Origin of the sequence: Legionella cherrii (assembly GCF_900635815.1) — a bacterium.
GTDB classification, from domain to species: domain Bacteria; phylum Pseudomonadota; class Gammaproteobacteria; order Legionellales; family Legionellaceae; genus Legionella; species Legionella cherrii.
Window position 1 is genome coordinate 738,331 of sequence record NZ_LR134173.1, and the last position, 24,838, is coordinate 763,168.

Genomic DNA, 24,838 nt, shown 5'->3' on the forward strand with positions numbered 1-24,838 from the left:
TTTTATCCCATGACTTGACCAAATAATGATTGGTCAATTAAATCACAAAAGCAATGTAAGATGAACAGATGCATTTCTCTAATTCGTGCTGAATTATCCGATGCAACACGCAGTTCGATATCCTCAGGGCCTAAATGGTTTGCGAGAACACCTCCATCGCGTCCACTCAAAGCAATTGCATCCATGCCTCGTTCATTAGCAGCATGCAGGGCATACAGCATACTGTCTGAGTTGCCTGATGTAGTTAATAAAAGCAAGACATCATTTTCTTGCCCAAGCGCTTGAATTTGTCGGGCAAAAATTTGACTGTAATGATTGTCATTGGCAGAAGAACTTAAGCTGGTTGCGTCTGTACTTAAATTGATTACGGGCAGAGAAGGCCTCTCAACTTCAAATTGATTCAACATCGCACTGGCAAAATGCATGCAGTTGGCACTTGAGCCCCCGTTGCCACACAATAATATTTTTCCATCTGCAAGCAAACAATTCACTAAACGTTGACCAGCCCTGGCAATCAAATCAGATAAAGAATCAGCAAGCGCTATTTTGGTTTCTATGTTTATACCAAATAAATGCCTTACTCGTTCTTCCATTTGTACCATCATATTAAACCTCTACTTCATTAAAAAATTGTAACCTGTAGGAAGAACAACCAGAAGTGTTATCCCTAATCAGTTTTCACTAAGATACAGGTTGGGCCTTGGGCCCAACATTTCCTTTCATGCAATATGGAGTTTTTGTTGGGGTAAAGCCCAACCTACATCCAATTCAGCAGCAATCCGCAGGTAGCTTAATCAATAATCCGCCCCAAATGCATCCTTTATCCAATTAATGGACGCTGATTTGCCATCAATGCCAATCACATCAAAACGAAGAGCAAATTGATCATATTTTTGATGTTCTAGCATAAAGAGGGTAGCTGTCTTGATTATTTTTTGTCTTTTTGCATAAGTAACACTCGCAATCCCCCCACCAAACTGGGTGGAAATTCGCGAACGGACCTCTATAAACACCAGTGCTTCCTTGTCACGCATAATTAAATCAATTTCGCCCAGCCGGCACCTGTAATTTTGCGTAATTAATTTAAGTCCTTGTGTTTTTAAATAGGCTAAAGCTTTCTCTTCAGCAATGCGTCCTTTCTCTTGCGTTATCAATTACACTGTCTCACCCAATGAATGCACTAGTCCTTGTTTGAATTGTCCCCACTCCAATACACGGGCAACGTGTTGTGATGGCTTGAGATATAAAATACCATCGCCATGACGCGATTGATCCGCGGGGAATAACATCAATTGATTCAATTGGGTGGCCAAAGTATAACTGTCTATTCCTAAAGCATACAAACGATTATAACTATTAAATTGTTCTGGCCAATTGCGTGTACCCGCCTGGTGTGCGAAAACCCAGGGAATATCGCAGAAAATAATCCCATCAAGGTCTTTATCTTTCAACGGGTTAGCCTGACCACCATAGACACTGGCAGTAGCATAAACGGGAACATCTCCCGCAAAATAATAATTGAGCAACGGCATAATTTGACGTGCTTTTGACGGGTAGGCTAATAGAAATATCATATCAAAATCTTGTCTCCTGCTCATAACAGGTTGGATTTTTTGCCCGAGTAACTCCCTTATTTTTTTCTCGCGTTGCTGACTGTTGCTGATTTGCAGAAAATCCTTCATTTTTTTATTCAAATCATCATTTGAACCATATGAAAAAGTATCAACAACACGACCACCACTCTTTTGCCATTGTTGTGAAAAGGCTTTGCTCACCTCTTTACCCCAATCATTTCCAGGTGCAATAATCAATGCACGACTATACCCCTTGTTTTTTGCTCTGATCGCTACCTGGATTGCCTCATTTATTGGCGAAAGTCCAAATGAATAAGAATTTTCCTGGATGCTCGTATCCGCATCATTTAATAACAAGGTAGGAACAGGATGTTCTAATGCAGCTACTACCGCGACTTGTGATTTTGTCAACGGACCCACAACATAATCAGCACCATCACTGATCGCATTTTTGTATAAAGAAGCAACATCTCCTTTACTGGTATCATAGGTTTTCACCTGCATGGAGGTGTTGCTGTTATTTTTTTTATAGGCGGCCATAAATCCATCGCGTACTGCAGTTCCTGGACCCTGTAAAGCACCGCTTAGGGGGAGTAATAGAGCGACATGTTTCGGTGGGGTATGCATTTTACTGGCAATTGAATCCAATGGATTAGGTAAAATATGATTTGCCGGATGAGTGCTAAAATGAGATTGCCACTGTTCTAAAGCAGTCATTAAAGACTTGGGATCATCACGATACTTACGCGAAATTAATGCAAGCTGCAGCCAACCTTGTAAAACCGATTGTTCGGATGCCTTAGCAGTCAAAGAATTTAATTCCGCTGGTGACACATGAGTCAAAGTTAACCACAATGTACGACGATTAGTGGCTTGGCTCTCTTCGTCAGTCAACAACGATTCAAGGTGTATACGTTCATTAATCGATTCCAAGAGGTTGTTTGTGCCACGGTAAGCTTGTGCCAATAGCTCATGAAATTGAATCTTTTGGTATGGTGCAAATGCATCACGTTCGGTAATACGGGTTAATTTACTTAATGCCATTTGCGGGCGATCCCGTATGAGATCAATTTGCGCCAATAAAAGATTTTTTTCATTCATAGCCGCCGGTGTTAAGTCAGAAGTCTGTGCTAAAATAGCAGCGCCTTGTCGCCATTGGCCTTCTGAAATCAAACGTCCTGCTGCACGGATTAATGATTGTTGCTTTTCACTGCCTTCTTGATTTTTGGCCTGTGTGAGGTAACTTGCCGTAGGTTTGGAATAAGGATTCGCTATTTTTTTGTTCTCCACTTTAGGAGTCGTTACTGGGGCCGGTGTTGCCATTTGTGGAGGATTAACTGCGGTGGTGCACTCACAAAGAAAAAAGGTTGATGTCAGTAAAAAAAATGTGCGAATTTTTATTGTTTTAATAAACATATTCTTAGACATTGAATAAGCAATAACGCAAGAGGATAAACTATGACTAACTCACTAGCAACAGGCAGAGGAACTCTCTATATCGTTGCAACTCCGATAGGAAACCGTGAGGACATTACGTTTAGGGCATTAGAGGTGCTTAAATCAGTTGATTTTATTTTAGCGGAGGACACGCGTCACTCCCTACAACTACTCAGCTCTTTAGGAATAAAAAACAGTCTTGAGTCGCTGCATGCGCATAATGAAAATGATAAAAGCAAACACATTATCGAAGAACTTTTACTAGGAAAGTCTGTCGCCTTAATCAGTGATGCCGGTACTCCATTAATTAGTGATCCAGGTTTTTTATTGGTTAAACTGGCAAGACAACATCACATTCAGGTTGTCCCGGTTCCTGGAGCATGTGCATTAATTACCGCACTTTGTGCTGCAGGTATCCCTTGTGATTCTTTTCTTTTTTTAGGATTTCTCCCAGCGAAACAACAGGCACGGAGAACTAAATTAGAATCTTTGAAGACAGAACCCCATACGCTGATTTTTTATGAGTCAACCCATCGGATTCTTGAATGCATCGATGATTTGGGTGACATTTTTGGTGAACCATGCGAGATGGTACTTGCCAAAGAATTAACCAAAACGTTTGAACGCTTTATTTCAGGAACTATCAAGGAAGTCAAAAGCTGGCTTTTGGCCGAACCAGCGCATGTGAAAGGTGAATTTGTTTTGCTCATCCCTCCGCGCCCAGCTGTTTCTGAACCGGATAGTCAGGAAAAACTGCTGGAAGTGTTGCTCAGCGAGTTGCCGCTGAAACAAGCCGTGGCCATTGCGTGTAAGTTGAGTAATGGCAGTAAAAACGAATTGTATGAAAAAGCATTGGCGATAAAAAATAAATCCATGTAGATTGGAACCACATCATCCCAGTTCCACTTGGGATGATGTGGGGCCCTGCTGATAATCAGCCCGCTTGGCGAACTTAATTAAAAGCACAGCAGCCTATATCAACCTCATCCTCATACTCCTCTACCTCATCCGTTTTGATTGTACTTTTGTCACTCGAACTGTCGATAACAGGTCCATCCAAAGCTAATGGCGCTTTCGTACTGTGATGCTGATCATACGCATGGTAAAGTTCATAACCGAGATAGAGCGCCGTTAAAACGATAGCTGCAGGCCAGCATACCGCAAAAGTAGCAATTAAAAGGGTAGGCATTACGGTATTTTTGATCATCGTAAAAATAAAATCATTGCGCGCCGCTTCGTATTCTTTTAGTGCTAATTGAAGCTCTGTTCCATTTTTAGCCGCATCCAAACGTAAACTTTTCTCCTTGAATTTCGAATAAGAATCAGAGGAAAGATACATAGCGACGGCAAGAGTACAAACAAAAAAGCAAGCAACAGCGATTCCTGGTCCTGTAAACATCAGCGAGACTGAAAATCCCGCCATCAATAAAGCAGCTGCAGCCGCATTAAAATAAAAAGTTGCTTGTTTTGTTTGCCAGTTAATTTCCAACTCTGAAAGTTCAAGTTCAAGTATTGCTTTATGCCGCTCTAAATCCATCCCTGAGTACTTTTTTGGATTTAATTTGTACTCATCCAATTGGCTCTTGAGTTCACTCTTCTTGAGTGAATACTCCCTTTGGGCCAAATTGTATTTGTGCAAAGTCATGAGCACGTCAAAGCCTAAAAAGACAGCTGTAATTATCCCGGCCGTAGGATCTGGGATGTTGGTAATATGGTTAAAATTAGTAATGAAGTTTACTGTCGCCCATACCAAGTCATTCGCAAAGTTACAATGACGTTTTTGCAATTCAAACTTAAAACGCTCAAGAGCTGTCGTTTTATCCTTTTTTTCTCCCTCTGTTGGAAACCACGTGTGTTGCACTAAATAACCAAAATCGATTGCAAAGCGGATTAAAAACAAACCCACGCTCAAATAATTCAATACGCCATTAGGTGCTTTAATAAAGTCAATTATTTTATCAGCATCCGTATGCGTCCCCAGAATTGCATCCAGCTTTTCAAGAATTTGCAGCTCTTTTGCGAGAGTAAAGCCCTTTGTGAGAGTTAAACGGCAAAAAACCCAATACACACGGCACAGATTTAAATAAGCCACATAATCACGGATTTGTGATAAATGAGCTGGTGCCTTCCTTAAATTATCAAAACTATCACTAAAGCTCATTCGCAAAGATTCGAGAAACGTCTTTTCCTTTTTAGCGTCTTCCTTAGTCCTTTTTAAGAGGCGGTCTAAGATGTTCTTTTTGATCTCTTTATATTTTTCGACTTTGCTGTGTTGTGAATATGCTTGATGAAAAGCTTCTAAAAGGGTGCAGCAATAGTAACAATATTTCCAAAATGCGATGTTCTTTTCGTCATCTTCATTGCGTTGCTTTTGCAGTACATTGAATAATAGGTTGAATTCAGTTTCAAGAGATTTTAGATTGTCTAATATAAAGGAATAACTGGTCTTGGCAGCCCGGCCTTCAATATCCTGAAGACTGTTTATCTCATTCCTATGAAGTTGCGTGAAAAACTGGATCTTATCGTTAGTAAACGCCTCATTTTGTTTTGAAAAAGCCATCGCAACCTCACAAAAAATATACAGGGAGTTTTATTTCTAGGATACGGTACCACTGGTTTTTTCATTTGACAAGATTTTTTTGTTTCTTTTTTTATCATAATGTTTCAAAACGGTAAAAATGTTTCAAAAAAGTAAAGGAATGATAAGTAGTAATTCATAGAGACTTCTTTTTTGATGAGATAAATTAATCTTTTACAGTTTAAGATAGTGGCTGATGACCACCAGGAGCAACAATTAAGCTCGCTCTCTGATATTACTTCAAATTATTTAATACTGATAACCAAAGTACCTTCCCTGCTGAAGGACCCCATTGATTATAATTTGTGATCAATAAAATTAAATATAATTATTTTTGCAAACGCATCAATCTTATACCTAAAGATGGGACAAGTCCTTACCTTATCGTTTGCTTATTGGGAGTACCATTAAGTATTTTAATTTTAATTTGGCTAGTTTCTCATATTTAGATAATCTAGAGTTATCCCTATGAAGAGTGGCAGCTAGAGAAATCACCCAAGATGAGAAACCAGTTCAATTTATTTTTTAGTTTATTTTTTTTCCCTTATATTGTTTATGCAGAGGCAGATCCTTGCAAGGGTGACAACATGCTTTTATCGATTATAAATAGACCTTCTTTCTCTGATAGTTCCTGTACCGTCCCTAAAAACACCTTGCTCATTGAGGGAGGATTTCAAAATCAAAAACTCATAGGCATAGGAACACAAAGAAATGGTCCTGAGCTCAGTGCGCGAGTCGGCTTATCCAATAACTCTGAATTTGTGATTACCCCCTCTAATTATATTCATCAAACTAGAGTTCCATTTTCTGGGACAACGCCCCTTTGGATGGGGATAAAATATAGGTTTTATTACAACAAAAATTGGATTATTTCCGGAGAGGGATTATTTTCTCCTCCCAGTGGAAATGAAAACTTCGGCAGTCCCCATTCAGAAGCTACTATTAATGGGATGATTTCTAATAAACTTACCAATGAGCTTTCTTGGCAACTTCAAATGGGTATCAGTACTTTCAGTGATCCTTTAATTCAAGGTGGACAGCAATTTCAAAGTATAAATCCAATTTTTTCAGTCAGTTATACTTTAAAAAATATAAGTACCTACATAGAGTTTGTCGGGCAATCAAAAACCAGTGCGCATGAATCATTAGGAATCGCTGGAGGAGGAGGAATTATATTTCTGTTTAACACTAAAACCACACTGGATATGACCTTTTATCAGCGCATAACAGGAAAATTTCAAGGATTTAATAATCTTATAGGCGTAGGAGCAACCCACTTATTTGGCTAGTATTTCTATCTTTCTGTATGATTTTTTATAGCGTGCATTGCCCCTCTTTTATTCGATAATAAATAAATTTCTTTTCATTTATTTTTAACTAAAGAAGATAAACGTATTTTTCACTTTCATTCTATTTAAAAATTTTAGCAAAAAGATAACCAATTCCGGCTGCGATAAGAACAGAGGCTAGCGGTTTTCTTTGGATAGAATGGGCAGTACATGCTATAGAATCTTCAAGGTATTTTTCTGCCCTATTTATTTCTTGCTTCCCAGATTGATACAAATCGACAGCGGTATTACCAATTTGTGCTGCTAATTCATCTGCTTTAGGTTTCGTTTCATAATAAGCATTTCCCGCTTTTTCTTTAGCAGTTTTTAAAAGTTCACTCGCTTTTCTTTTAATTTCTTTTGCATTGTCGTTGAAGTCATTCATCACTAATCTCCCTTTAGCTATCGAAGACGAATTGCAATTTGCCATGCGTCTATAAATAAGCTTAATAACAGGTGACTGTTTGTCAAATTAAAATATTCCAATAAATAAGGAAGCATTTAGGAGGAGTGCCTCTTGCATTAGGTCCTTGAATGTTCTTTTAGATGCACTTATTTTAGAGTCTAATTCAGCTAAACCCTCATCTTTGATTCGAAAAAGTTATGTTATCACTGCTTAAATCGACTTTTTAATTGGGGAAGCAAACTCATTTAAAAAGGCACAAAATTAACAATCATTCCATGCTTAATTAGCCACTCAACAATGGCTTCACTTAATGGACTTAAAATGGCAATTTTACTGATAGATGGCTCCTCTTATTGCCGCACGATTACAAATAATTTTTAATAAAAAAAAACAATCACATAATTAGATAAGAATGCATCAATTGAGCTATCCCATTCCTTTCTTTTTCCAATAAAACTTCATTGTGTCCTATAATTAAACAGTATTTATTATTCCTAAATGTACTTTTGAGAACAAATCAGGGAGTTAAGGATGGTGCGTTCAATTTGGAAAGGTGATATTTCTTTTGGATTGGTTTCAATTCCAATTTCATTGGTCTCTACAGAAGAAAAAAATGAAATACACTTTCATCTCTTAAATTCCAAAACAAAAACCCGCGTACGTTATCAACGAGTAGACGAAGAATCGGGCAAGGAAGTACCATGGAATGACATTGTAAAAGGTTATGAATACGATCAAGGTAATTACATTATCGTCAATGAAGAAGCTTTTGAAAAAGCGAGTCCTGAGCTCTTTAAAACCATTGATATCGAAGAATTTGTCGACATGAAAGATATTGATACTCTCTTTTTTACAAAACCTTATTATTTAATTCCTGAAGGAAAAAATAAAAAAGCCTATGTACTTCTACGTGAAGCTTTAAAGAAAACAAACAAAGTGGGTGTGGCCAAAACCATATTACGCACCAAAGAATATTTGAGCATCATTCTTCCACATGACCATACTCTCCTTTTATATCTTATTCATTTTCAAGACGAAATCCGTTCAGAAGAAGATCTTAATGTTCCTAAAGAAAATATAAAAACGTACAGAATTTCGGATAAAGAAATAAAGATGGCAGTCGATTTAATTAATGATATGAGCACCTCTTGGGAGCCAGAAAAATATCATAATGAATATCGCGAAACGATGCAAAAATGGCTGGATGGACAAATTAAGGACATAACCAAAAAAGGTAAAAAAGTGTCTAAAGCAGTTCGAAGCCATGATTCTGTAGTTGATTTTGTTTCACTTTTGAAAGAAAGCATGAAAAAGAAAAAATCGAACAAACCTTCTCCAACCAAAAGGAGTGCTGCAAAATAAGGAATTGTGTTATGGGACTTAGTCAATATCATAAAAAAAGAGATTTTACTAAAACTCCCGAACCGAAAGGCAAGGTTATCAAAGAGCATTCGCGTCTGTTTGTAATTCAAAAGCATGCTGCAAGCCATCTCCATTATGATTTCCGTCTTGAGCTGAATGGTGTCTTAAAAAGTTGGGCCATCCCAAAAGGACCAAGCCTTGATCCAAAAGTCAAACGTCTCGCCATGCACGTCGAAGACCATCCCATTCAATATGGCTCGTTTGAAGGCATTATTCCTAAAGGGCAGTATGGTGGAGGAACGGTGATGCTATGGGATAAGGGAACTTGGGAGCCACTCGATGATAATCCTGATACAGCCTATGAAAAAGGACATTTGCGCTTTAATCTTCATGCTAAAAAATTAAATGGCCGCTGGGACTTAATTCGATTTAAAGACGAAAAACATTGGTTTTTGATTAAATACGAAGATCAATACAGCAAAGAAGAACAAGACTATGATGTAACCCAGATTCTAACAAAAAGTGTAAAATCAAACTATTCCATAGAGGAAATTGCTAAACATTATACCCATGTCTGGCAAAATTCCGAGGCTAAAGCGGTTAAGCCCCAAAGGACGAAAAAAAAAACAAAAATTAAACCCACTATTTTCTTACCTGAAAATCTAAGAAAAACCAATTTTCCTGATTTTATTGCACCACAACTTGCAACTTTAGTTGACGAGCCCCCTGAAGGTAACCAGTGGGCTCATGAAATTAAACTAGATGGTTATCGGATTTTGTCCTTTAAAAATGGTGCAGACGTCATTCTTAAATCGCGCAATAATAAAGATTGGACCCATGAGTTACAGCCGATTGCCGAAGCAATAAATCAACTTCCTTTTGCTCAACTCATTCTCGACGGAGAGGTAGTCGTCCTTGATGCTGAAGGACGTTCGGATTTTCAATTATTACAAAGCTCCATTAAAAATAAAAAAAAAGCCCCTTTGATTTATTTCCTTTTCGACTTACTGTACTTTGAAGGTTACGACTTACGGCGGCTAACCTTAATTGAGCGTAAATCAATTTTAAAAAATGTTCTTGCTGCTGATGTACCTCTCCTTCATTATAGTGACCATATCATTACAGAAGGCAAAGAGCTTTATGAATACTCTTGTAACCATGGCTTAGAAGGAATTATTTCTAAGCGTGTAGATGGCATCTATCTTTCTAAACGAAGCAAAGATTGGTTAAAAATTAAATGCATTAAACGACAAGAGTTTGTAATTGGTGGTTACACTTCCCCTAAAGGAGGACGTGCTCATTTTGGTTCACTGTTACTTGGGGTATATAATAAAGATGGAACATTGGATTATACAGGAAATGTGGGGACAGGATTTAATACTCAATCACTGAATGATATCAATAAACTTCTACTCCCAAATAGAGCACCAATTAATCCATTTAATAGCAAACCTCCCGGTTCTACTCAGGCCCATTGGCTCAACCCCGTTTTGGTCTGTGAGGTAGAATTTACGGAATGGACAAAAGAAGGTCTTTTACGGCATCCTAGTTTTAAAGGGATGCGATTGGATAAAAAAGCTACTGAAGTCATGCGTGAGCTTGAACTTCCTGTACGAAGGGTAAAAAAAGAAAAAGCGGCAGGAACCACCAAGAACCATTCTCAATTTAAAATGACCAATCCGGATAAAATTCTTTATCCTGAAGATAATATAAGCAAACACGATCTACTGGCTTATTATGAAGCTGTCAGTGATTACATTCTTCCTTATTTGACTCTAAGGCCATTAACCTTAGTACGTTGCCCTTCAGATTACAATAAATGTTTTTATCAACGCCATTATAATAAAGCAACTAAAAAAGCTCTTCATCCCATTGAAGATCCTGCAGACGAGGGTCATGAATACTACATTTATTTAAATGACAAAGAAGGGTTATTAAGTCTCGTGCAAATGGACGTTTTAGAAATTCACCCCTGGGGAAGTACCATTAATCATCTAGAACAGCCAGATATTATTGTTATTGATTTAGATCCTGCTCCAGATGTGGCTTGGGCTGATGTCGTTACTGCAGCATTCGATATTCGCGACCATTTAATCCAATATCAATTAAAATCATTTGTAAAAAGTAGTGGCGGCAAAGGGTTACACATAGTTATTCCAATTTTACCTGAATACGAATGGGAGGAAGTAAAGCTATTTACTCACATCTTTGTTCAATTTTTAGAAAAATTAAACCCTCAACGTTACATCAGTAAAATGACTAAATCAAAACGTTATGGCAAAATTTTTGTAGATTACTTACGTAATCAACGTACAGCAACAGCCATAGCACCTTATTCTACTCGAGCAAAAATTCATGCTCCTGTTGCAACCCCACTGTCATGGGATGAGTTAAGTGATAATAAAGCAGACAATAGTTTCACTATTAAAACCTTACCTTCCCGTTTAAAGCAATTAGAAAAAGATCCCTGGAGCGATTTTTGGATCATAAAACAATCATTAAGGCTTAACGAATTATAATCGATGATTTCTTTTCAAACAGGGAAAAACTTACGAGTTACTTTTCAAATAGTGTCTCATCCAAATTTAATTCCAGTTGAATCCCCTCAAGGATTCTCTCTTGCTTCAATTTGACTCCTATGCCTAACAATCGTACCGGCATACGCTTTCTCAAAAAACCTTCGTGCATCAGTTGGCATAAAATATTTAAATCGAGACCGTCATGCACGCGCTCCACTGTGGTTTGCTGAAAGTCATTGAATTTTAATTTAACAAAAAGAGTATGTATTCCAAGAATTTCTCCCGCTCGCTGGATTCGCGCTTCAAGGCGCACCATTAATTCGGGTAAAGCAGCCAAACAGGCTTCCACATCCGGTAAATCGTGTAAATAAGTTTCTTCGACACTAATCGATTTTCGAATACGCTCAGGATTAACGGGTCGCTCATCCACACCCCGCGCTAAATCATAAAGCCTCTGCCCCATGACGCCAAACTCATTCACTAAATAGTCCATTGAATGATGTTGTAAATCACCACAGGTTTGAATATTTAATGACTTGAGTTTCTCTTCCATTTTAGGGCCTACACCAAATAATTTGCGTACAGGCAAATCAATCATAAATGCAGCCACTTCCTCTGGTTTAATCACTTTTTGCCCATTCGGTTTATGCCAGTCACTGGCAATTTTTGCCAAACTCTTGTTCGGTGCAATTCCTGCACTCGCAGTCAATTGTCGTGTCTGATAAATTCGCTCCCGTAACTCTTGAGCCATCCAAGTAGCACTTCCTTTACAATTAGGTGAGTCCGTCACATCAAGATAGGCTTCATCCAAAGATAAAGGTTCAATAAGGTCAGTGTATTCTGCAAATAAATCTCTAATATGTTGGCTTTCATTTCGATAAACGTCCATGCGCACAGGTCGCAAAATAAGGTGACGGCATAATTTCAGTGCCTGTGCTGTGGACATGGCAGAGCGTACCCCAAATGTACGGGCTGCATAATTGCACGTTGCAATAACCCCTCTGCGGTCAGCAGCCCCTCCTACCGCGATGGGTTTATTGGCCAGCTCAGGAAAATCACGCATCTCAATTGCGGCATAAAAACAATCCATATCAATATGAATGATTTTTCTTATTGAATTTTTATCCTTTAGCTCGTTCATGATGTCCTCTTTTAATACACCCGAACCAGAGGAACCTCAGACCATCGAGTGGTATAAGCAGGTGATTTAAGTTCTGCTCGCATCGCCCAAGGCTTTGAATAGCCTTCAGCTGCGAGTCGAATGGTGCTTCGTCCAAATTTTTGGTTGATTTGCTCCAACACACTCATCCATTGTTCCGCGTCCTGTATTTGCTCTTCACATGGTTGGTGAAACAGATCCAGCTGTTGTGGGTTTTTAGGAATTAAGTCCAGAAGACATACACCCGCTTTTTTATAGTAATATCCACTTTTAAAAATACGTTGCAGACATCGTTTGGCGATTTTAGTAATTAAGCGCAAATCATCGGTGGGATTAATAAAACGAAATTCTATGGATTGAACATGTTGCGCCAAATCTTCGCGAAACCGATTGGTATGTAGAAAAACACCGATGCGTTGTGCCACCAAATGTTGATGACGCATTTTTTCCACCGCTCGGGCACAATGGCTACTGACTGATTCCGCGATTGAAGCCAATTGTGTTTGCATTTGTCCAAAACTTTTAGAGGACATAATATTTTGTTTGGCCTCGACCTCTTCTAAACCACCACAGGCAACTCCTTGCAGTTCCATTGCCGTCCGCATCAGCACCACATTAAAACTCTTCTTCAAAAGATGAGGATTGGTCGTTGCCAAATCATAGGCAGTATGAATGCCGCGCGCGATTAATTTGTTTTCCCATTGCCGTCCTACCCCCCAGACGTCCCCTACTGAAATCTGCTGCAATAAGGATTCACGATTCGAGGTAATATTAAATATGGGAATTTTAAAAACCTTTTTACACAAATGATTGGCTACCTTGGCCAAGGTTTTAGTGGGCCCTATACCAATCGAAGTAGGTATCCCTGTATGTTTTAAGATTTTCTTTTGTAATTGTTCGCAAAAGGAATCATGGATGGCTAAGGGTAAGCTACTTAAATCAAGAAATGCTTCATCAATGGAGTAAATTTCCACATGCGGCCAGCTTTCTTCAATGGTACACATCACGCGATGACTGATGTTGCCATAAAGGGTGTAATTCGAGGAAAAGGCTTTCACCCCATGCTGTTTGCACAACCCTTTAATTTTAAAATAAGGCTCGCCCATGGCTATACCTAATGCTTTGGCCTCATTCGAACGCGCGATGCAACATCCATCATTATTGGATAACACCACGATAGGAACATCCTTTAAATCAGGGCGAAACAAGCGCTCACAACTGGCATAAAAATTATTGCAATCCACTAATGCAAACATGTTAGACAAGCTCATGCAGCACTAAAGTCACCACACCCCAAATCACCATTTCATCCTCTTCCGTAATATCAATGGGTTTAAATTTGGGATTGGCAGGGAGTAATTGTACCTTGCCTGCCTTTTTCGACAGGTGCTTTACGGTCAGTTCACCATTGACCGCAGCAATCACAATACGGCCATCGGACGGTTCTATGCTTCTATCGACTAAAAGCCAATCCCCTGAAAAAATACCGGCATTCACCATGGAATCCCCTGTCGCTTGCAAAACAAAGGTGGAAGCTGGATGCTTTATGAATTTGGTATTTAAATCAAGATACCCCTCAATGTAATCATCGGCAGGTGATGGAAAACCTGCTTGTATTTTGCTTGCAAATACCGGCAATTGGTACGCCGCGCGATTCTTTAGTTGCTCTAACTCAACAAGCTGAGATAGGGGAAGACGAACTGCTTTGGTCGGCTCCCCCTTGGGACGCCCTGCCCCTGGTCTTTTTCCGCCTCGTGGTGACATAAATGGTTCTTCTTTTGATTTACGTACAATTATCATAGACAGAAGAAAGCACGCTGTAAATCCCATTCCCAAGCCACTTGCACTAAAATTCAACCTAAGTCTTCGAGAATATTAAGAAAAAAACTTTTTAAAATTTTTTATTGAGACAATGGTTTCATTGCCAATGGATGATCAAAATCAATTCAATTGCGGCATCACCTGAAGGAATAAATCTCCAATGCAATAACACTCTTGGTATTTCATAAGCGTGCCTTGGAACAACGACCGCTCATGAAACACGATTAAATCGTTTGGTACTATGGAGTTAATCTAATCAGCTTACTTATTTCCCTCTATGAATGACATTCCCATATTCATGCCTTCGTCAGCACCTTCTTCAAGAAGATTTTCTCCTTTATCTGCTAGTGATTGATTTTGCCCGCCACTTACAGATTGCACAATATCATTCAGATTATCAGGTAACATAGTTGAAGCAATCTCCATAAGATCTGAATTAGTTCCTGAAGGGGAGTCCATGCTCATGCTTGAGTCATCATTAGATTGGTTATCGTTTTTATTTTGTAACATCTGTGCGGCATCGTTTACTATGTCTAAAGAATCGTCTGCTATCTGCTTGGCTACTCCTTCGGCTATCTGAGCCATGCTGAATACCTCGTTTATAAAGCTCTACATATAAGAATAGCACAAATAATAAACAGACCTAGCCTTGCTGACGGGCCATGCAGTTCAGTCTGAGTGAGCGCTTGAGTTCCACCGCAAACCGTTACTTACCAATGCAGAAGCTGGAAAAGATATACCCTAATAAATCATCAGAAGTGAATTCGCCAGTGATCTCACACAAACTTTGATGTGCTTGACGTAAATCCTCGGCTAACAATTCCCCAGCTCGATGCTCGAGCAGTTGTTGTTGGCCAATAGACAGTATTTTTTTGGCTTCATCTAATGCGTGCAGATGACGTCTTCTGGCAAGAAAGTGTCCCTCATTCGGTTGATAACCTACAACCTGTTTTATCAATTGTTTCAAACCATCCATTCCTTCTCCAGATTTTGCAGAGATATAGACGGTATGATCGTGTATTTGCGTAGTATGTCCCAAGGTATCAATTTTATTGAATACGGTAATAACGGGAACTTCTGGAGGTAACGCGGTTTTAATTTCTTTTGTTAGATGATGATGCTGCTCTAAATCATTCACATCAACAACAAGTAACACACAATCTGCTTTCTTTAGTTCTTGCCATGCTCGTTTAATTCCCTCTTTCTCAACTACATCATGCGATTCACGTAACCCTGCGGTATCGATGATGTGTAGGGGAATATCATCCAGTAAAATATGTTCACGCATGACATCACGAGTAGTGCCAGCAATTTCGGTAACTATGGCTATATCACGCCCAGCTAAGCAATTAATTAAAGTGGATTTGCCCGCATTAGGCCTTCCAGCAATCACTACGGATAACCCTTCGCGCAGGATCACCCCTTGATTGGCTTGAGCTCGTATCTCTTCTAATTCGGTTAAAATATTTTGTAATAAAAGGGCAACTTTACCGTCATTAAGAAAATCTATTTCCTCTTCTGGGAAGTCAATTGCCGCTTCTACATACAGCCGTAAATGAATAATTTTTTCATTTAATTGATTAATTTTATTTGAAAACTCACCTTGTAGTGACTTTAAAGCCATTCGCGCGGCAGTTTGTGAACTGGCTTGAATTAGATCAGCTATTGCTTCTGCTTGAGTTAAATCAATTTTATCATTTAAAAACGCGCGTTCAGAAAATTCTCCTGGCCGTGCCAATCGAGCTCCTAGTTGAATGCATACTTTGGTCAGCATATCAAGAACAACAGGAGAACCATGGGCTTGGATTTCAACAACGTCCTCACCGGTAAACGAATGAGGTGCTTTAAAATAAATCATAATCCCTTGGTCAATTAAAGAATCTAATGAGAGTGATTTATTGTTTTCTGTAAATGAGTAAAAGGAGCAAAAAGTTGCCAAGCGGGGGTTTAAGGTCTTATTGCCATTAAGTAATACAGCAATGGAATATGCTTGTGGTCCAGATAACCGGATAATTCCTACCCCACCTCTTCCGGGTGGGGTAGCGATAGCTACTATAGTTTCTGTAAACATTTATTTAGCTGGAACAAGTTTTTTTACAGGTTTTTCATCAGAATATTTACGGGTAATGTACCATTGTTGCAATATAGATAAAGTATTATTCACAATCCAATACAATACCAAACCGGCTGGAAAATTCCAAAACAAGCCTGTAAATAATACCGGTAAAAACATCATGACTTTTGCTTGCATTGGATCTGGAGGCGCTGGATTTAATTTTTGTTGAATCAGCATCGTAGCCCCCATAATTAATGGCAATACATGATAGGGATCAGCTGAAGCCAAATCTTTAATCCAGAAAATAAAGGGCGCTTGTCTTAACTCAACACTTTCCAGTAAAACCCAATACAGAGCAATAAAGACTGGAATTTGAATCACGATCGGTAAACAGCCGCCCAAAGGATTTACTTTTTCCTGTTTGTATAACTCCATGGTAGCCTGGCTGATTTTTGCTTTGTCATCACCATATCGCTCGCGCAAGGCTTGTAATTTAGGCTGTAACTTACGCATTCCAGCCATTGATTTATAGCTAGCAGCAGATAAACGATAAAAGGCAAGCTTGATTAATACGGTCACTAAAACGATAGACCAACCCCAGTTGCCTACAACATTATAAATCGCTTTCATCACCGAGAATAATAGCGATGATAAAAACCATAAAATTCCATAATCCACGGTAAGATCAAGCGATGGAGCAATCTTTTCTAAGACACTGGTAATTTCTGGGCCTACGTATAATTTAGCACTGACCGTTTTTTGCTCTGCAGGTTTCAGTGTAATCGGGTTGCTTACAGCACCAATGGTATAATCATTATTTACCGCTCGTGTATAAAATTTATTATTCGTATCCGCAGTTGGAATCCACGCGGTTAAAAAATAGTGTTGCTGCATGGCAATCCAGCCACCTTTACTGTCCACATCCAGGTTTGCTTTATTCATGTCACTAAAGCTTACTTTTTGATAACGATGTTTTCCTGGTTCTGAATAGGAAGCGCCCGTATATGAGCCAACATGAAATACACTTGATTTGTCTTCTTTGGGTGAACTACGTAACAGCTGCGTATTCAAATATCCAGTCCAATTAGTGCTGCTGTTATTAACAAGCTTGTAATTTACCTCAATGAGGTAGCTGCCTTTAGTAAAAATGAGTTCTTTTTTTACATCGAGTCCTTCATCATTTTTTCCACTAAGTGTCACTACTAATTGCTTCTGATCGGGAGCCAATTCGTATTGTTGTTTTGGGGTTGTAAAATTAAAATTAAGTGCCTGAACATTCTGTCCTGCAGGAACGAAAAGACTGCTGTTCGCTACATAACGCTCGGTAGGTTGATTTTGTAACAGCAGAAATGGCTTATTTTTTTCATCCACACTTTGAGGATAATCAAGGAGCTTTCCAGAAACTACATCGCCATGCTGCAGATCAATACTTACATCTAAAACGTCTGTTTTCACACGAACTAATGGGGCATTGCTGTTATTAGCTTGCTCAACAACTGGAGTTGTTGGAGTTGATGTATTGGTATTAGAGGGAGCTACTTGAGGTAACAATGGCTGGCCACTATTCTCCTGGCTCATCGCATTTTCTGTTGGCATAGGCTTAGCAGGATAATCTATTTGCCAGGCATTCCAAAGTGATAAACTAACTAGCGCAAGCGCCATATATAAAACAATACGTCGTATATCCATCAATGATTCTCGTTGTTGGGGAGTACTGGATCGTAACCACCGCGTGACCAAGGGTGGCACCGTAATACTCTTTTTAAAGCCATCCATAAACCTTTGGTTATGCCACATTGTTGGATAGCGCTTTCCGCATATTGTGAACAACTTGGGTAATATCGGCAACTTGGCTTTAACAAGGGGCTAATCAAATATTGATATAGTTTGATGGGAAAACAAACTATTTTTCGTAACATGAGATTAATTTTTTCCATGTTTTGCCCATTCTAGCGTTTATACTTGCACTTGTTTGTTTTGCTACGCCTTGTCTTGCTAAAAAAACCACATCGACTGCAGGTAGTTCTTCTTGTCGAAAGCTTTCTCTTAACAGCCGTTTGATACGATTTCGATCATGAGCTTTTGCTATCACTTTTTTTGATAACGCCAGCCCAAGTCGTGCATAACCTAAATTATTCTCTCTAAAGAGAATGATAAATTCGGATGTTACTATTTTTTTTGCTTGTTCAAACACATGATTATAATCTTTTTTAGTTAATAATCGTTGTGTTTTTTTAAATGCAAACACTTATGCAGTCAAACGCTTACGGCCTTTAGCACGACGACGTTTAATTACTAATCTACCTGCACGAGTAGCCATACGCTCACGAAAACCATGATCACGTTTACGTTTTAAATTACTGGGTTGAAAGGTACGTTTCATGATGAACCTGCTAATAAATTATGAGGCTGGCAATGATAGAGAACTTTTTTTCTACTGTCAATTTTAGCATTTGATTATTTTTTGTATCTTTTCTTTTTTTAATTTGAAATGTGCTCGCTGTTAATAACTTAATTAAATTTATTTTTTAAATTTATTTTTATTATTATGTCTTATATCTCTTGTTGATAACTTTCTTAATTTAATTAAAATCAATAAGTTAATTAATAAATAAGTTTGTTTGTAAGCTCTTTTTAAGCCTGTGATCTATTTGTATGTATTTTTATGTTTTGCTTTATTCATTGTTTTATTAGCATCTTATTCCCGTTATTCGATCCTATTTATTCATAGGTAACTTGAGTCAATGTGCTTTGATTTTTAACATTTATTAAGAGGGTGTTCGGGAATAACTTATCTTTTTTGCAGGATAAAAAATTATTTATTGATTAAAATATACTTTGATAACTTCATTTATAAAGATTAAAAAGTAAAAAGAGGCAATTTATTTTGTCCAATATTTATCTGGAGCAATAATATGATGAGGATCAATCGCCTCTTTAATTTTTTTGATCAAAGACCAATAAGGGCTCTCTAAATTAACAAGAGAGTTGATAACATGGAACGGTACGCGATGGGGGACAAACCCTTGTTCTATCCCTCGTTCTAAAAGATCCCGATAAAAAGCATGCGCTTTGTCTTTGCCAGTAGGATCAGAAAGATTGAATGCGACACGCGCTAATCCTACTAACACATCGGATTTGTAGGGAAGGACGTGAAATCGGTTATCAGTAACTTGGTGCAGCTCCGCTGACGTACTGACAAGCTCATGAAAGGAAAGTAAGTTTTCTGATGTTGCTGCGAAGAGGACAATATACCATATAAAGCCAACACCATCTTCTGCTAATTCTAAATACCTGTCTTGAGGAACATCAATTTGCAGGAGTTGATATTGTTCTTTTAAATTATGTTCATTCGGATATCCTTTAGAGTAACTCAATGACATCTCCAATAAATCAACTAATGAGGCAATTCGACTAAAATGCTTTTGCATAAAAGGATGATGAAACACTTTTTTTAAACGCAAAATGTTTTTATCACCAATGGAGTAACCTTTTAAGCCTGCGTTTCGTATGAGCTTTTTTAACATTTTTTTTCTGGCTTGGTGCAACGAGACGTCCGTACTCGCTATGATGCAGGAATAAGAATATCCACCCGTTTGTGTCGGAGGGAGTAAAGCCTTGCTCCATCTTCCACTAAGTATATTGCTGTGGCCATTTAGGGCATTATATTGATGATAAATATCAATGGTCTTAGCCAAGGCTGTTTTATCAGGAGCACTGATGTAAAAGGTGGTGATGTATTTGGGTTGGTGATATAACGCTATGGTCATCGCGGTGACTATAGCAAAATCGCCTTGAATAAATAAACCTTCTAAGAGAGGACCAACACCAATTCTGATGGATGGGGTGAGTTGTTTTTTACAAAGCACATTTATCCCATCGTTATAAAGGGAGCCATCTGGAAGTACGCATTCAATAGCACGAATGGTATGAATAGCCGATCCTAAAACCCCCACGCCTTTATCCAAGATATTACCTATAATGCTGGTATTTGGGCCGGCTCCGGTAATGGAACTCATGAATTGAGCTTTTTTGCTATCAAGAAAGGTACGTAAGTCGCCTTGCGTTACTCCGGGCTGAATGGTGATTATTCCTGTTTTTTCGTCAAAATGAATCACTTGTTTCATTTTGGATAGGTCTACAACCACTGATTTTTTATGTTTTGGTATGGCACTACCCAATCCCCAATTACGACCAGTGCTAATCGGATATAATGAGATTTGGAATTTATTCGCTAATAAAACCAGTTTTTGCACGTCTTCCTTGCACTCGGGTTGGAATACGGCATCAATCTCCGCTTCAATACCTAAGGTGTTTTTTTTATAAAAGGCAAGATCTGGTTCTTTAATGATTGTTCCCGTACCTTGAAGTTGTTCGAAAAAAGAATCCGGTATGTTCTGATCCATATTTTTTCTTCCAGATAGCTGACTCACTCGCTAGGCCATGCAAGTCCAAACTATTATTGAGTATAGGATATAAAGAGTAATGAATTGGTAACGGTTAAAAATAATCATGCATTGTTTCCGTTTTGAATCGATTAAAACTTCTGGAAATTCTCTTGATATGGTCTACATTTAAACAATATGACTTTTGTAATCCACTTAAAGGTTTAGTGTTTAAAGAGATGTATTAGCAATGCGATGTATGGGATTAACGGTGTTAACTGAATAATAATTTAAAAAAATCTCCAAATTCTCATTTCAAGCATTAGCTACAGAAACAGATTAAGAGCGCAACATGCTATTTTCTAAAAGAGAATGAGTTTTGGGGTCAACGTGAAGAATTTGTATGTAAAAACGATCAAACCCAGACATTTAACTGATTCACAAAAACAAGAACTGGTTGCATTGCATCAACAGCAAATTAATCTCGACGCGCAAACTATTTTGGATTATCTGCTCCCGCGCGATTATCTACTGTTCTATTACCATAAAAAAAGCCATCATTTGGTTGCTACCATAGGCGTACAGATCATTAATTTTAAAAAAACAGCGATTATTTATTTTGGCAATGTAGTGGTCGATCCATCCTGTGCACATGAAGGGTGTATTTCTCATGCTTCAGCCAAATATATTTTTCGTTTATTTTTAAAATATCCATTCAAACGCAAATACTGCTCCGGTTTAGCCTCAAGCTCGGGTTCTTTAGTCTATTCTTTAAAGCACAAACCCTCATGGCCTAATCCTGATGAAGAAACGCCTGAGGACATCACTCAACTGATGATCAAAGCCCTACATGAAATAGGAGTAGACAGTTACCGAGTGGAACAGGGAAATCTAATTGCTACCAATCTAGCGAATAAAATAACAAAAGAGTTCCATGTGAAGCAAAAACCTCCTACTGCAGCAGAGTCTTTTTTTAAACGAATAAACCCAGGGGCAGAACAAGGGGAGCAAGTATTTTTTCTAAATCCTTTTACTTTAACAAATGCCCTCGATTTAGCCATTCATGCGTTGCATGGGCATTTAATTAAAAGCCCAAGGTTTTATCGCCGTATAAAGAAATATAAACAGGAAAAACCATTTTTTTGTCTTATTATCTTGGGGATATGCATTGTTAAAAATAAAATTTGGTGAAGCAGCGGTGATCTCGAGCACCTCAAAAGCAGCGTTCACATACAATCCATCACGTTCAAAGTTTGCCCTATAGTTGTTTAAAATAAAGGTCAAGTGTAAGATGAAAACCAAGTTTTAGATTTGAAAGATAACTCCAAGAAAAGAAGGAGATATGGACTCTCTTTACAAACAACTGATTCGATCTTCAATTTTAGGAACGCTGGTGTTGCTCGCGCTCCTTTTTATCCCTGCCGGTACCCTGAACTATTGGCAAGGTTGGGTTTATATGGCGGTATTGATGAGTGCATCTGCCGCATACAGCGTATATCTAGCAAAACATGATCCAGCGCTTCTCAAGCGCCGTACCGAAGCGGGCATAGCGTATGAGAAGGAACCTGCTCAGAAAATCATTATGTTTTTACTTTTTGTGAGCTGTACCGTGCTTATTGTTCTGCCGCCGCTCGATGTGCGCTTCGGTTGGTCGCTGGTACCGAGGTACGTCTCGTTCATCGGGGACGTGCTGGTTGTTTTCTCATTCTACATTTTTTATCTTGTCTCGAAAGTGAATACTTATGCTGCTGCCAACATTCGTGTTGAAGAGGGGCAAAAAGTGATAACCACTGGTCTATACGGGGTCGTCCGTCACCCGATGTACCTTGGCGCCATCTTTCTTTTCATCGGCACGCCGCTTGCACTTGGTTCTTGGTGGACGCTGCTTTGGGTTCCCGTCCTTTTGTCCATTCTCGTTGCTCGTATCCTAAATGAAGAAAAAATACTTGCACGGGATTTGCCAGGATATACGGAGTATCAAAAAAAAGTGACCACACGGCTTTTACCGTTTATTTGGTAACTAAAATAATACAGTATTCTTCAACTTGTTATCGTCGTTCCACGATTATCGATTCGATTAGGTATCCATAACGGAGCGCAAAATTAAATAAAAAATTAGCTCTAATGAGCTAAGCAGATCCTTTTAACATCCTAATCTGTAGAGCTGGAATTAAAAGTTAAAATATAGCGAGAAGGATGTTCTGGATGATAACTAACACTTTTTAATTCTTTTGAATAATTATTATTGGTGAAATTTGCAATGGTTTTACACCAAAACCGCAAAGCAAGAACATTTTCAGGAATTACGCTTACCTCCCATTGCCCAGGATGAGTTTTCCAAAGTTTCTCGGCAATTTGAGCAGCTACACCTTTGCCTTGAAATTTTGCCAAAATAAAGAATTCCCCCATGTTCCATTGAGTAGTTGCTGAAATGCCGATTTTATTCAGTAATACAAAACCAGCAAGTTCTCTTTCTACGAGGACAAGAAATGCTTTCCGGGTAGGGTCCTCAAAATAAATTTTAAAATCGAAACTCTCATAAAGACCGTCCTTTGGACAAGCCCAATCATCGGAGATAAATCCACAATAACGTGACATATCGTAAACATAAAAACGGGCCATATTTTGAATGGTTGGATAATCCTTGATAGAAGCAGGTAGAAGAAATGGATGAAAGGGCTTGCGGTTATTTTCTTGGATTTTATTATCCAAAATTAAGGACATATAAACCATATTCCATTGATATCCAGCAGGCTTTAAATTAAAAAGTGGTTGGAATCCCTGACGCTCATAGAATCTATAGGTATTTAAATAATTCGCATCACGTTCATCTGGAGATAAGGTTTCAACAGTGATTGTAAGTGCTGATTGAGCTACTGCATATCGAATTGCTTCCCGCATTAATGCATATCCAAGACCCTGTCCATGGTATTGACGAAAAATTCCCATCCAAAAAATAGTACCATTTCTTGGATATGGAAATTCTAAACTAAGGAGTCCTACATACCGCTTATTTACTTTTACTGCAAAATTGATGTGCTCTTTTACTCCATTTACATAGTATTCATTACATTCAGGTAGACCAAACCATTCAGGTAAATCGATAGTAATTTCCCTACATAACTGTTCAGCAACATTTGGTTGTACTTGATCTATTTGATAGTTCATTCTTTATACCCTATGGTCTTACTTTAATAAGCTTTTATACACTAGAGTTAATGGGTACGAATTCTAATTGTTTTAGTTTCGGGGTTAATTCGGTAATTCCTTGATGTTCATTACCATTACCATGCACTAGTATTATAGCTCCTGGAGTAATGGGCTGGTTTTTTGCTATCCAAGCATCAGCACCTAAAGGGATTAAGCCAAATTTCTTTATCTGCATAATTAATTTTTTATTGGCAATAAGACCAGGGAATCTAAAGAAAATGGAAGGCACTTGATTTTGTTCTAAAAGATATTTTTCCGTTAACAGAATTTCACCCTCTTCATTAATCATCTCGGATAAAAGAAAGTTATTGGCGTAGGGTAAATCATCGTAATAAGGATGACTAAAGGAGTGATTGACCCAAGTAATTGTTAATTGTTTTTTTACTTGTAGATCCAATAGGTATTGAAACTCGTTTTGATGCATCAATAACCACAATCCAGACATGGATATAGCCACAGGAATAGGTTTTTTATTCGATAAACTCGCTAATTGATCAAAAAACTCTTTTTCAAAGGGTACAGAAGATTGACACATATCTATAGTTAATATGTTGCCTAAAATAGTACTTTTAGCATGGGTTAAACCATAATTTTCCATTACATAGGGTTTTGAGGTGTATTTTTGCAGTAATTGATAGTAATTGGTACTTGCAATCTGCCACTGGGCATAATCACCAAGGCGGTTACTATTTTTCCCATCAGTAAGGGAAATTTCGGTGATTGGTATAACACGGGTATCCAAGTTATTGGTATTCACGATTAAAAATGAAGGAATGTCATTTCTTTTGAACGTACGAAGAGCAATGGAAAGAGTCCCATCTTTCGTATAAACCGGTATATAGGTTCGTTGATAATCAGTAATCGTGATGTTTTCAGAGTATAAAATTGTTGAACTACAAATTAACGCAATATAAAAGCTAATTTTTAAAAATTTCATTAATAATCAATGATAATTCCAAGTGTTAACTATTTTAAATTGTTGTGAAATGAAACACAAAATTTA

23 protein-coding genes are annotated in these 24,838 nt (G+C 38.2%); 6 read left to right on the forward strand and 17 right to left on the reverse strand.

The window, feature by feature from the left end; translation table 11 throughout:
* Nucleotides 1–2: 2 nt before the first annotated feature.
* The 3 genes from EL022_RS03140 to EL022_RS03150 all read right to left on the reverse strand — a co-directional run bounded on the left by EL022_RS03140 (nt 3) and on the right by EL022_RS03150 (nt 3,002).
* Nucleotides 3–602, reverse strand: coding sequence for a D-sedoheptulose-7-phosphate isomerase (locus tag EL022_RS03140; protein ID WP_028381457.1), 600 nt, complete (start codon nt 600–602; stop codon nt 3–5).
* A gap of 192 nt (nt 603–794) precedes the next feature.
* Nucleotides 795–1,151, reverse strand: a complete 357-nt coding sequence (locus EL022_RS03145) for a YraN family protein (protein ID WP_028381456.1) — start codon at nt 1,149–1,151, stop codon at nt 795–797.
* A gap of 3 nt (nt 1,152–1,154) precedes the next feature.
* Entirely contained in the window at nt 1,155–3,002 is a 1,848-nt protein-coding gene (locus EL022_RS03150; protein ID WP_237761359.1) for a penicillin-binding protein activator, read from the reverse strand.
* Between the two features lie 30 nt (nt 3,003–3,032).
* On the opposite strand from EL022_RS03150, the gene rsmI reads away from it, so the two are divergent.
* Complete coding sequence (gene rsmI / locus EL022_RS03155; protein WP_028381454.1) at nt 3,033–3,890, forward strand: 16S rRNA (cytidine(1402)-2'-O)-methyltransferase; 858 nt, start codon at nt 3,033–3,035, stop codon at nt 3,888–3,890.
* A 73-nt stretch (nt 3,891–3,963) separates the two neighbouring features.
* Here rsmI and EL022_RS03160 read toward each other — a convergent pair whose 3' ends face one another.
* Nucleotides 3,964–5,571 (reverse strand): hypothetical protein, encoded by a 1,608-nt coding sequence (locus EL022_RS03160; RefSeq protein WP_028381453.1) that lies wholly within the window; start codon nt 5,569–5,571, stop codon nt 3,964–3,966.
* 605 nt (nt 5,572–6,176) lie between these two features.
* Here EL022_RS03160 and EL022_RS03165 point away from each other — a divergent pair.
* Nucleotides 6,177–6,878: a transporter gene (locus EL022_RS03165; RefSeq protein WP_162151243.1), complete on the forward strand. Its 702-nt coding sequence runs from the start codon at nt 6,177–6,179 to the stop codon at nt 6,876–6,878.
* Nucleotides 6,879–6,999: 121 nt separating this feature from the next.
* Here EL022_RS03165 and EL022_RS03170 read toward each other — a convergent pair whose 3' ends face one another.
* Entirely contained in the window at nt 7,000–7,302 is a 303-nt protein-coding gene (locus EL022_RS03170) for a hypothetical protein (protein ID WP_035900984.1), read from the reverse strand.
* Between the two features lie 552 nt (nt 7,303–7,854).
* On the opposite strand from EL022_RS03170, the gene ku reads away from it, so the two are divergent.
* Together ku and ligD are read left to right on the forward strand one after the other, a co-directional pair.
* Nucleotides 7,855–8,685, forward strand: a complete 831-nt coding sequence (ku, locus tag EL022_RS03175) for a non-homologous end joining protein Ku (protein WP_028381451.1) — start codon at nt 7,855–7,857, stop codon at nt 8,683–8,685.
* A gap of 11 nt (nt 8,686–8,696) precedes the next feature.
* Nucleotides 8,697–11,204: a DNA ligase D gene (gene ligD, locus EL022_RS03180; protein ID WP_028381450.1), complete on the forward strand. Its 2,508-nt coding sequence runs from the start codon at nt 8,697–8,699 to the stop codon at nt 11,202–11,204.
* A 37-nt stretch (nt 11,205–11,241) separates the two neighbouring features.
* On the opposite strand, the gene dinB is transcribed toward ligD, so the two are convergent.
* From dinB to EL022_RS03230, 10 genes are all read right to left on the reverse strand, one after another.
* Entirely contained in the window at nt 11,242–12,345 is a 1,104-nt protein-coding gene (gene dinB / locus EL022_RS03185) for a DNA polymerase IV (RefSeq protein ID WP_081776888.1), read from the reverse strand.
* An 11-nt stretch (nt 12,346–12,356) separates the two neighbouring features.
* A complete protein-coding gene (locus tag EL022_RS03190; protein ID WP_028381448.1) occupies nt 12,357–13,634 on the reverse strand; it encodes a Y-family DNA polymerase in 1,278 nt (425 codons plus the stop codon).
* On the reverse strand, nt 13,621–14,127 hold the full coding sequence (locus tag EL022_RS03195; protein WP_028381447.1) for a LexA family protein: 507 nt from the start codon (nt 14,125–14,127) through the stop codon (nt 13,621–13,623). Before EL022_RS03195 ends, EL022_RS03190 begins: the two co-directional genes overlap by 14 nt.
* A 318-nt stretch (nt 14,128–14,445) precedes the next feature.
* A complete protein-coding gene (locus tag EL022_RS03200) occupies nt 14,446–14,769 on the reverse strand; it encodes a hypothetical protein (RefSeq protein WP_028381446.1) in 324 nt (107 codons plus the stop codon).
* A 121-nt stretch (nt 14,770–14,890) separates the two neighbouring features.
* Nucleotides 14,891–16,255, reverse strand: coding sequence for a tRNA uridine-5-carboxymethylaminomethyl(34) synthesis GTPase MnmE (mnmE, locus tag EL022_RS03205; RefSeq protein WP_028381445.1), 1,365 nt, complete (start codon nt 16,253–16,255; stop codon nt 14,891–14,893).
* Nucleotides 16,256–17,929 (reverse strand): membrane protein insertase YidC, encoded by a 1,674-nt coding sequence (gene yidC / locus EL022_RS03210; RefSeq protein ID WP_028381444.1) that lies wholly within the window; start codon nt 17,927–17,929, stop codon nt 16,256–16,258.
* A complete protein-coding gene (gene yidD, locus EL022_RS03215; protein ID WP_081776887.1) occupies nt 17,929–18,177 on the reverse strand; it encodes a membrane protein insertion efficiency factor YidD in 249 nt (82 codons plus the stop codon). The genes yidC and yidD overlap by 1 nt, the downstream gene beginning before the upstream one ends.
* A complete protein-coding gene (rnpA, locus tag EL022_RS03220) occupies nt 18,144–18,488 on the reverse strand; it encodes a ribonuclease P protein component (RefSeq protein WP_028381443.1) in 345 nt (114 codons plus the stop codon). Before rnpA ends, yidD begins: the two co-directional genes overlap by 34 nt.
* Nucleotides 18,489–18,623, reverse strand: a complete 135-nt coding sequence (gene rpmH / locus EL022_RS03225) for a 50S ribosomal protein L34 (protein ID WP_019232681.1) — start codon at nt 18,621–18,623, stop codon at nt 18,489–18,491. It lies immediately after the preceding gene.
* Between the two features lie 499 nt (nt 18,624–19,122).
* Nucleotides 19,123–20,646, reverse strand: coding sequence for an FAD-binding oxidoreductase (locus EL022_RS03230; RefSeq protein ID WP_028381442.1), 1,524 nt, complete (start codon nt 20,644–20,646; stop codon nt 19,123–19,125).
* A 369-nt stretch (nt 20,647–21,015) separates the two neighbouring features.
* Here EL022_RS03230 and EL022_RS03235 point away from each other — a divergent pair, with 369 nt between their 5' ends.
* Together EL022_RS03235 and EL022_RS03240 are read left to right on the forward strand one after the other, a co-directional pair.
* On the forward strand, nt 21,016–21,816 hold the full coding sequence (locus EL022_RS03235) for a hypothetical protein (protein WP_126325075.1): 801 nt from the start codon (nt 21,016–21,018) through the stop codon (nt 21,814–21,816).
* 151 nt (nt 21,817–21,967) lie between these two features.
* Complete coding sequence (locus EL022_RS03240) at nt 21,968–22,645, forward strand: methyltransferase family protein (RefSeq protein WP_028381440.1); 678 nt, start codon at nt 21,968–21,970, stop codon at nt 22,643–22,645.
* Between the two features lie 131 nt (nt 22,646–22,776).
* On the opposite strand, the gene EL022_RS03245 is transcribed toward EL022_RS03240, so the two are convergent.
* Entirely contained in the window at nt 22,777–23,793 is a 1,017-nt protein-coding gene (locus tag EL022_RS03245) for a GNAT family N-acetyltransferase (protein ID WP_051544472.1), read from the reverse strand.
* A 34-nt stretch (nt 23,794–23,827) separates the two neighbouring features.
* Nucleotides 23,828–24,772, reverse strand: coding sequence for a polysaccharide deacetylase family protein (locus EL022_RS03250; protein WP_051544471.1), 945 nt, complete (start codon nt 24,770–24,772; stop codon nt 23,828–23,830).
* Nucleotides 24,773–24,838 lie beyond the last annotated feature (66 nt).

Bases quoted from the DNA above. Each gene is read 5' to 3' on its own strand.
- EL022_RS03140 (WP_028381457.1), bottom strand. From the start codon at position 602: ATGGTACAAATGGAAGAACGAGTAAGGCATTTATTTGGTATAAACATA.
- EL022_RS03150 (WP_237761359.1), bottom strand. From the start codon at position 3,002: ATGTCTAAGAATATGTTTATTAAAACAATAAAAATTCGCACATTTTTT.
- rsmI (WP_028381454.1), top strand. From the start codon at position 3,033: ATGACTAACTCACTAGCAACAGGCAGAGGAACTCTCTATATCGTTGCA.
- EL022_RS03160 (WP_028381453.1), bottom strand. From the start codon at position 5,571: ATGGCTTTTTCAAAACAAAATGAGGCGTTTACTAACGATAAGATCCAG.
- EL022_RS03165 (WP_162151243.1), top strand. From the start codon at position 6,177: ATGCTTTTATCGATTATAAATAGACCTTCTTTCTCTGATAGTTCCTGT.
- EL022_RS03170 (WP_035900984.1), bottom strand. From the start codon at position 7,302: ATGAATGACTTCAACGACAATGCAAAAGAAATTAAAAGAAAAGCGAGT.
- ku (WP_028381451.1), top strand. From the start codon at position 7,855: ATGGTGCGTTCAATTTGGAAAGGTGATATTTCTTTTGGATTGGTTTCA.
- ligD (WP_028381450.1), top strand. From the start codon at position 8,697: ATGGGACTTAGTCAATATCATAAAAAAAGAGATTTTACTAAAACTCCC.
- dinB (WP_081776888.1), bottom strand. From the start codon at position 12,345: ATGAACGAGCTAAAGGATAAAAATTCAATAAGAAAAATCATTCATATT.
- EL022_RS03190 (WP_028381448.1), bottom strand. From the start codon at position 13,634: ATGAGCTTGTCTAACATGTTTGCATTAGTGGATTGCAATAATTTTTAT.
- EL022_RS03195 (WP_028381447.1), bottom strand. From the start codon at position 14,127: ATGTCACCACGAGGCGGAAAAAGACCAGGGGCAGGGCGTCCCAAGGGG.
- EL022_RS03200 (WP_028381446.1), bottom strand. From the start codon at position 14,769: ATGGCTCAGATAGCCGAAGGAGTAGCCAAGCAGATAGCAGACGATTCT.
- mnmE (WP_028381445.1), bottom strand. From the start codon at position 16,255: ATGTTTACAGAAACTATAGTAGCTATCGCTACCCCACCCGGAAGAGGT.
- yidC (WP_028381444.1), bottom strand. From the start codon at position 17,929: ATGGATATACGACGTATTGTTTTATATATGGCGCTTGCGCTAGTTAGT.
- yidD (WP_081776887.1), bottom strand. From the start codon at position 18,177: ATGGAAAAAATTAATCTCATGTTACGAAAAATAGTTTGTTTTCCCATC.
- rpmH (WP_019232681.1), bottom strand. From the start codon at position 18,623: ATGAAACGTACCTTTCAACCCAGTAATTTAAAACGTAAACGTGATCAT.
- EL022_RS03230 (WP_028381442.1), bottom strand. From the start codon at position 20,646: ATGGATCAGAACATACCGGATTCTTTTTTCGAACAACTTCAAGGTACG.
- EL022_RS03240 (WP_028381440.1), top strand. From the start codon at position 21,968: ATGGACTCTCTTTACAAACAACTGATTCGATCTTCAATTTTAGGAACG.
- EL022_RS03245 (WP_051544472.1), bottom strand. From the start codon at position 23,793: ATGAACTATCAAATAGATCAAGTACAACCAAATGTTGCTGAACAGTTA.
- EL022_RS03250 (WP_051544471.1), bottom strand. From the start codon at position 24,772: ATGAAATTTTTAAAAATTAGCTTTTATATTGCGTTAATTTGTAGTTCA.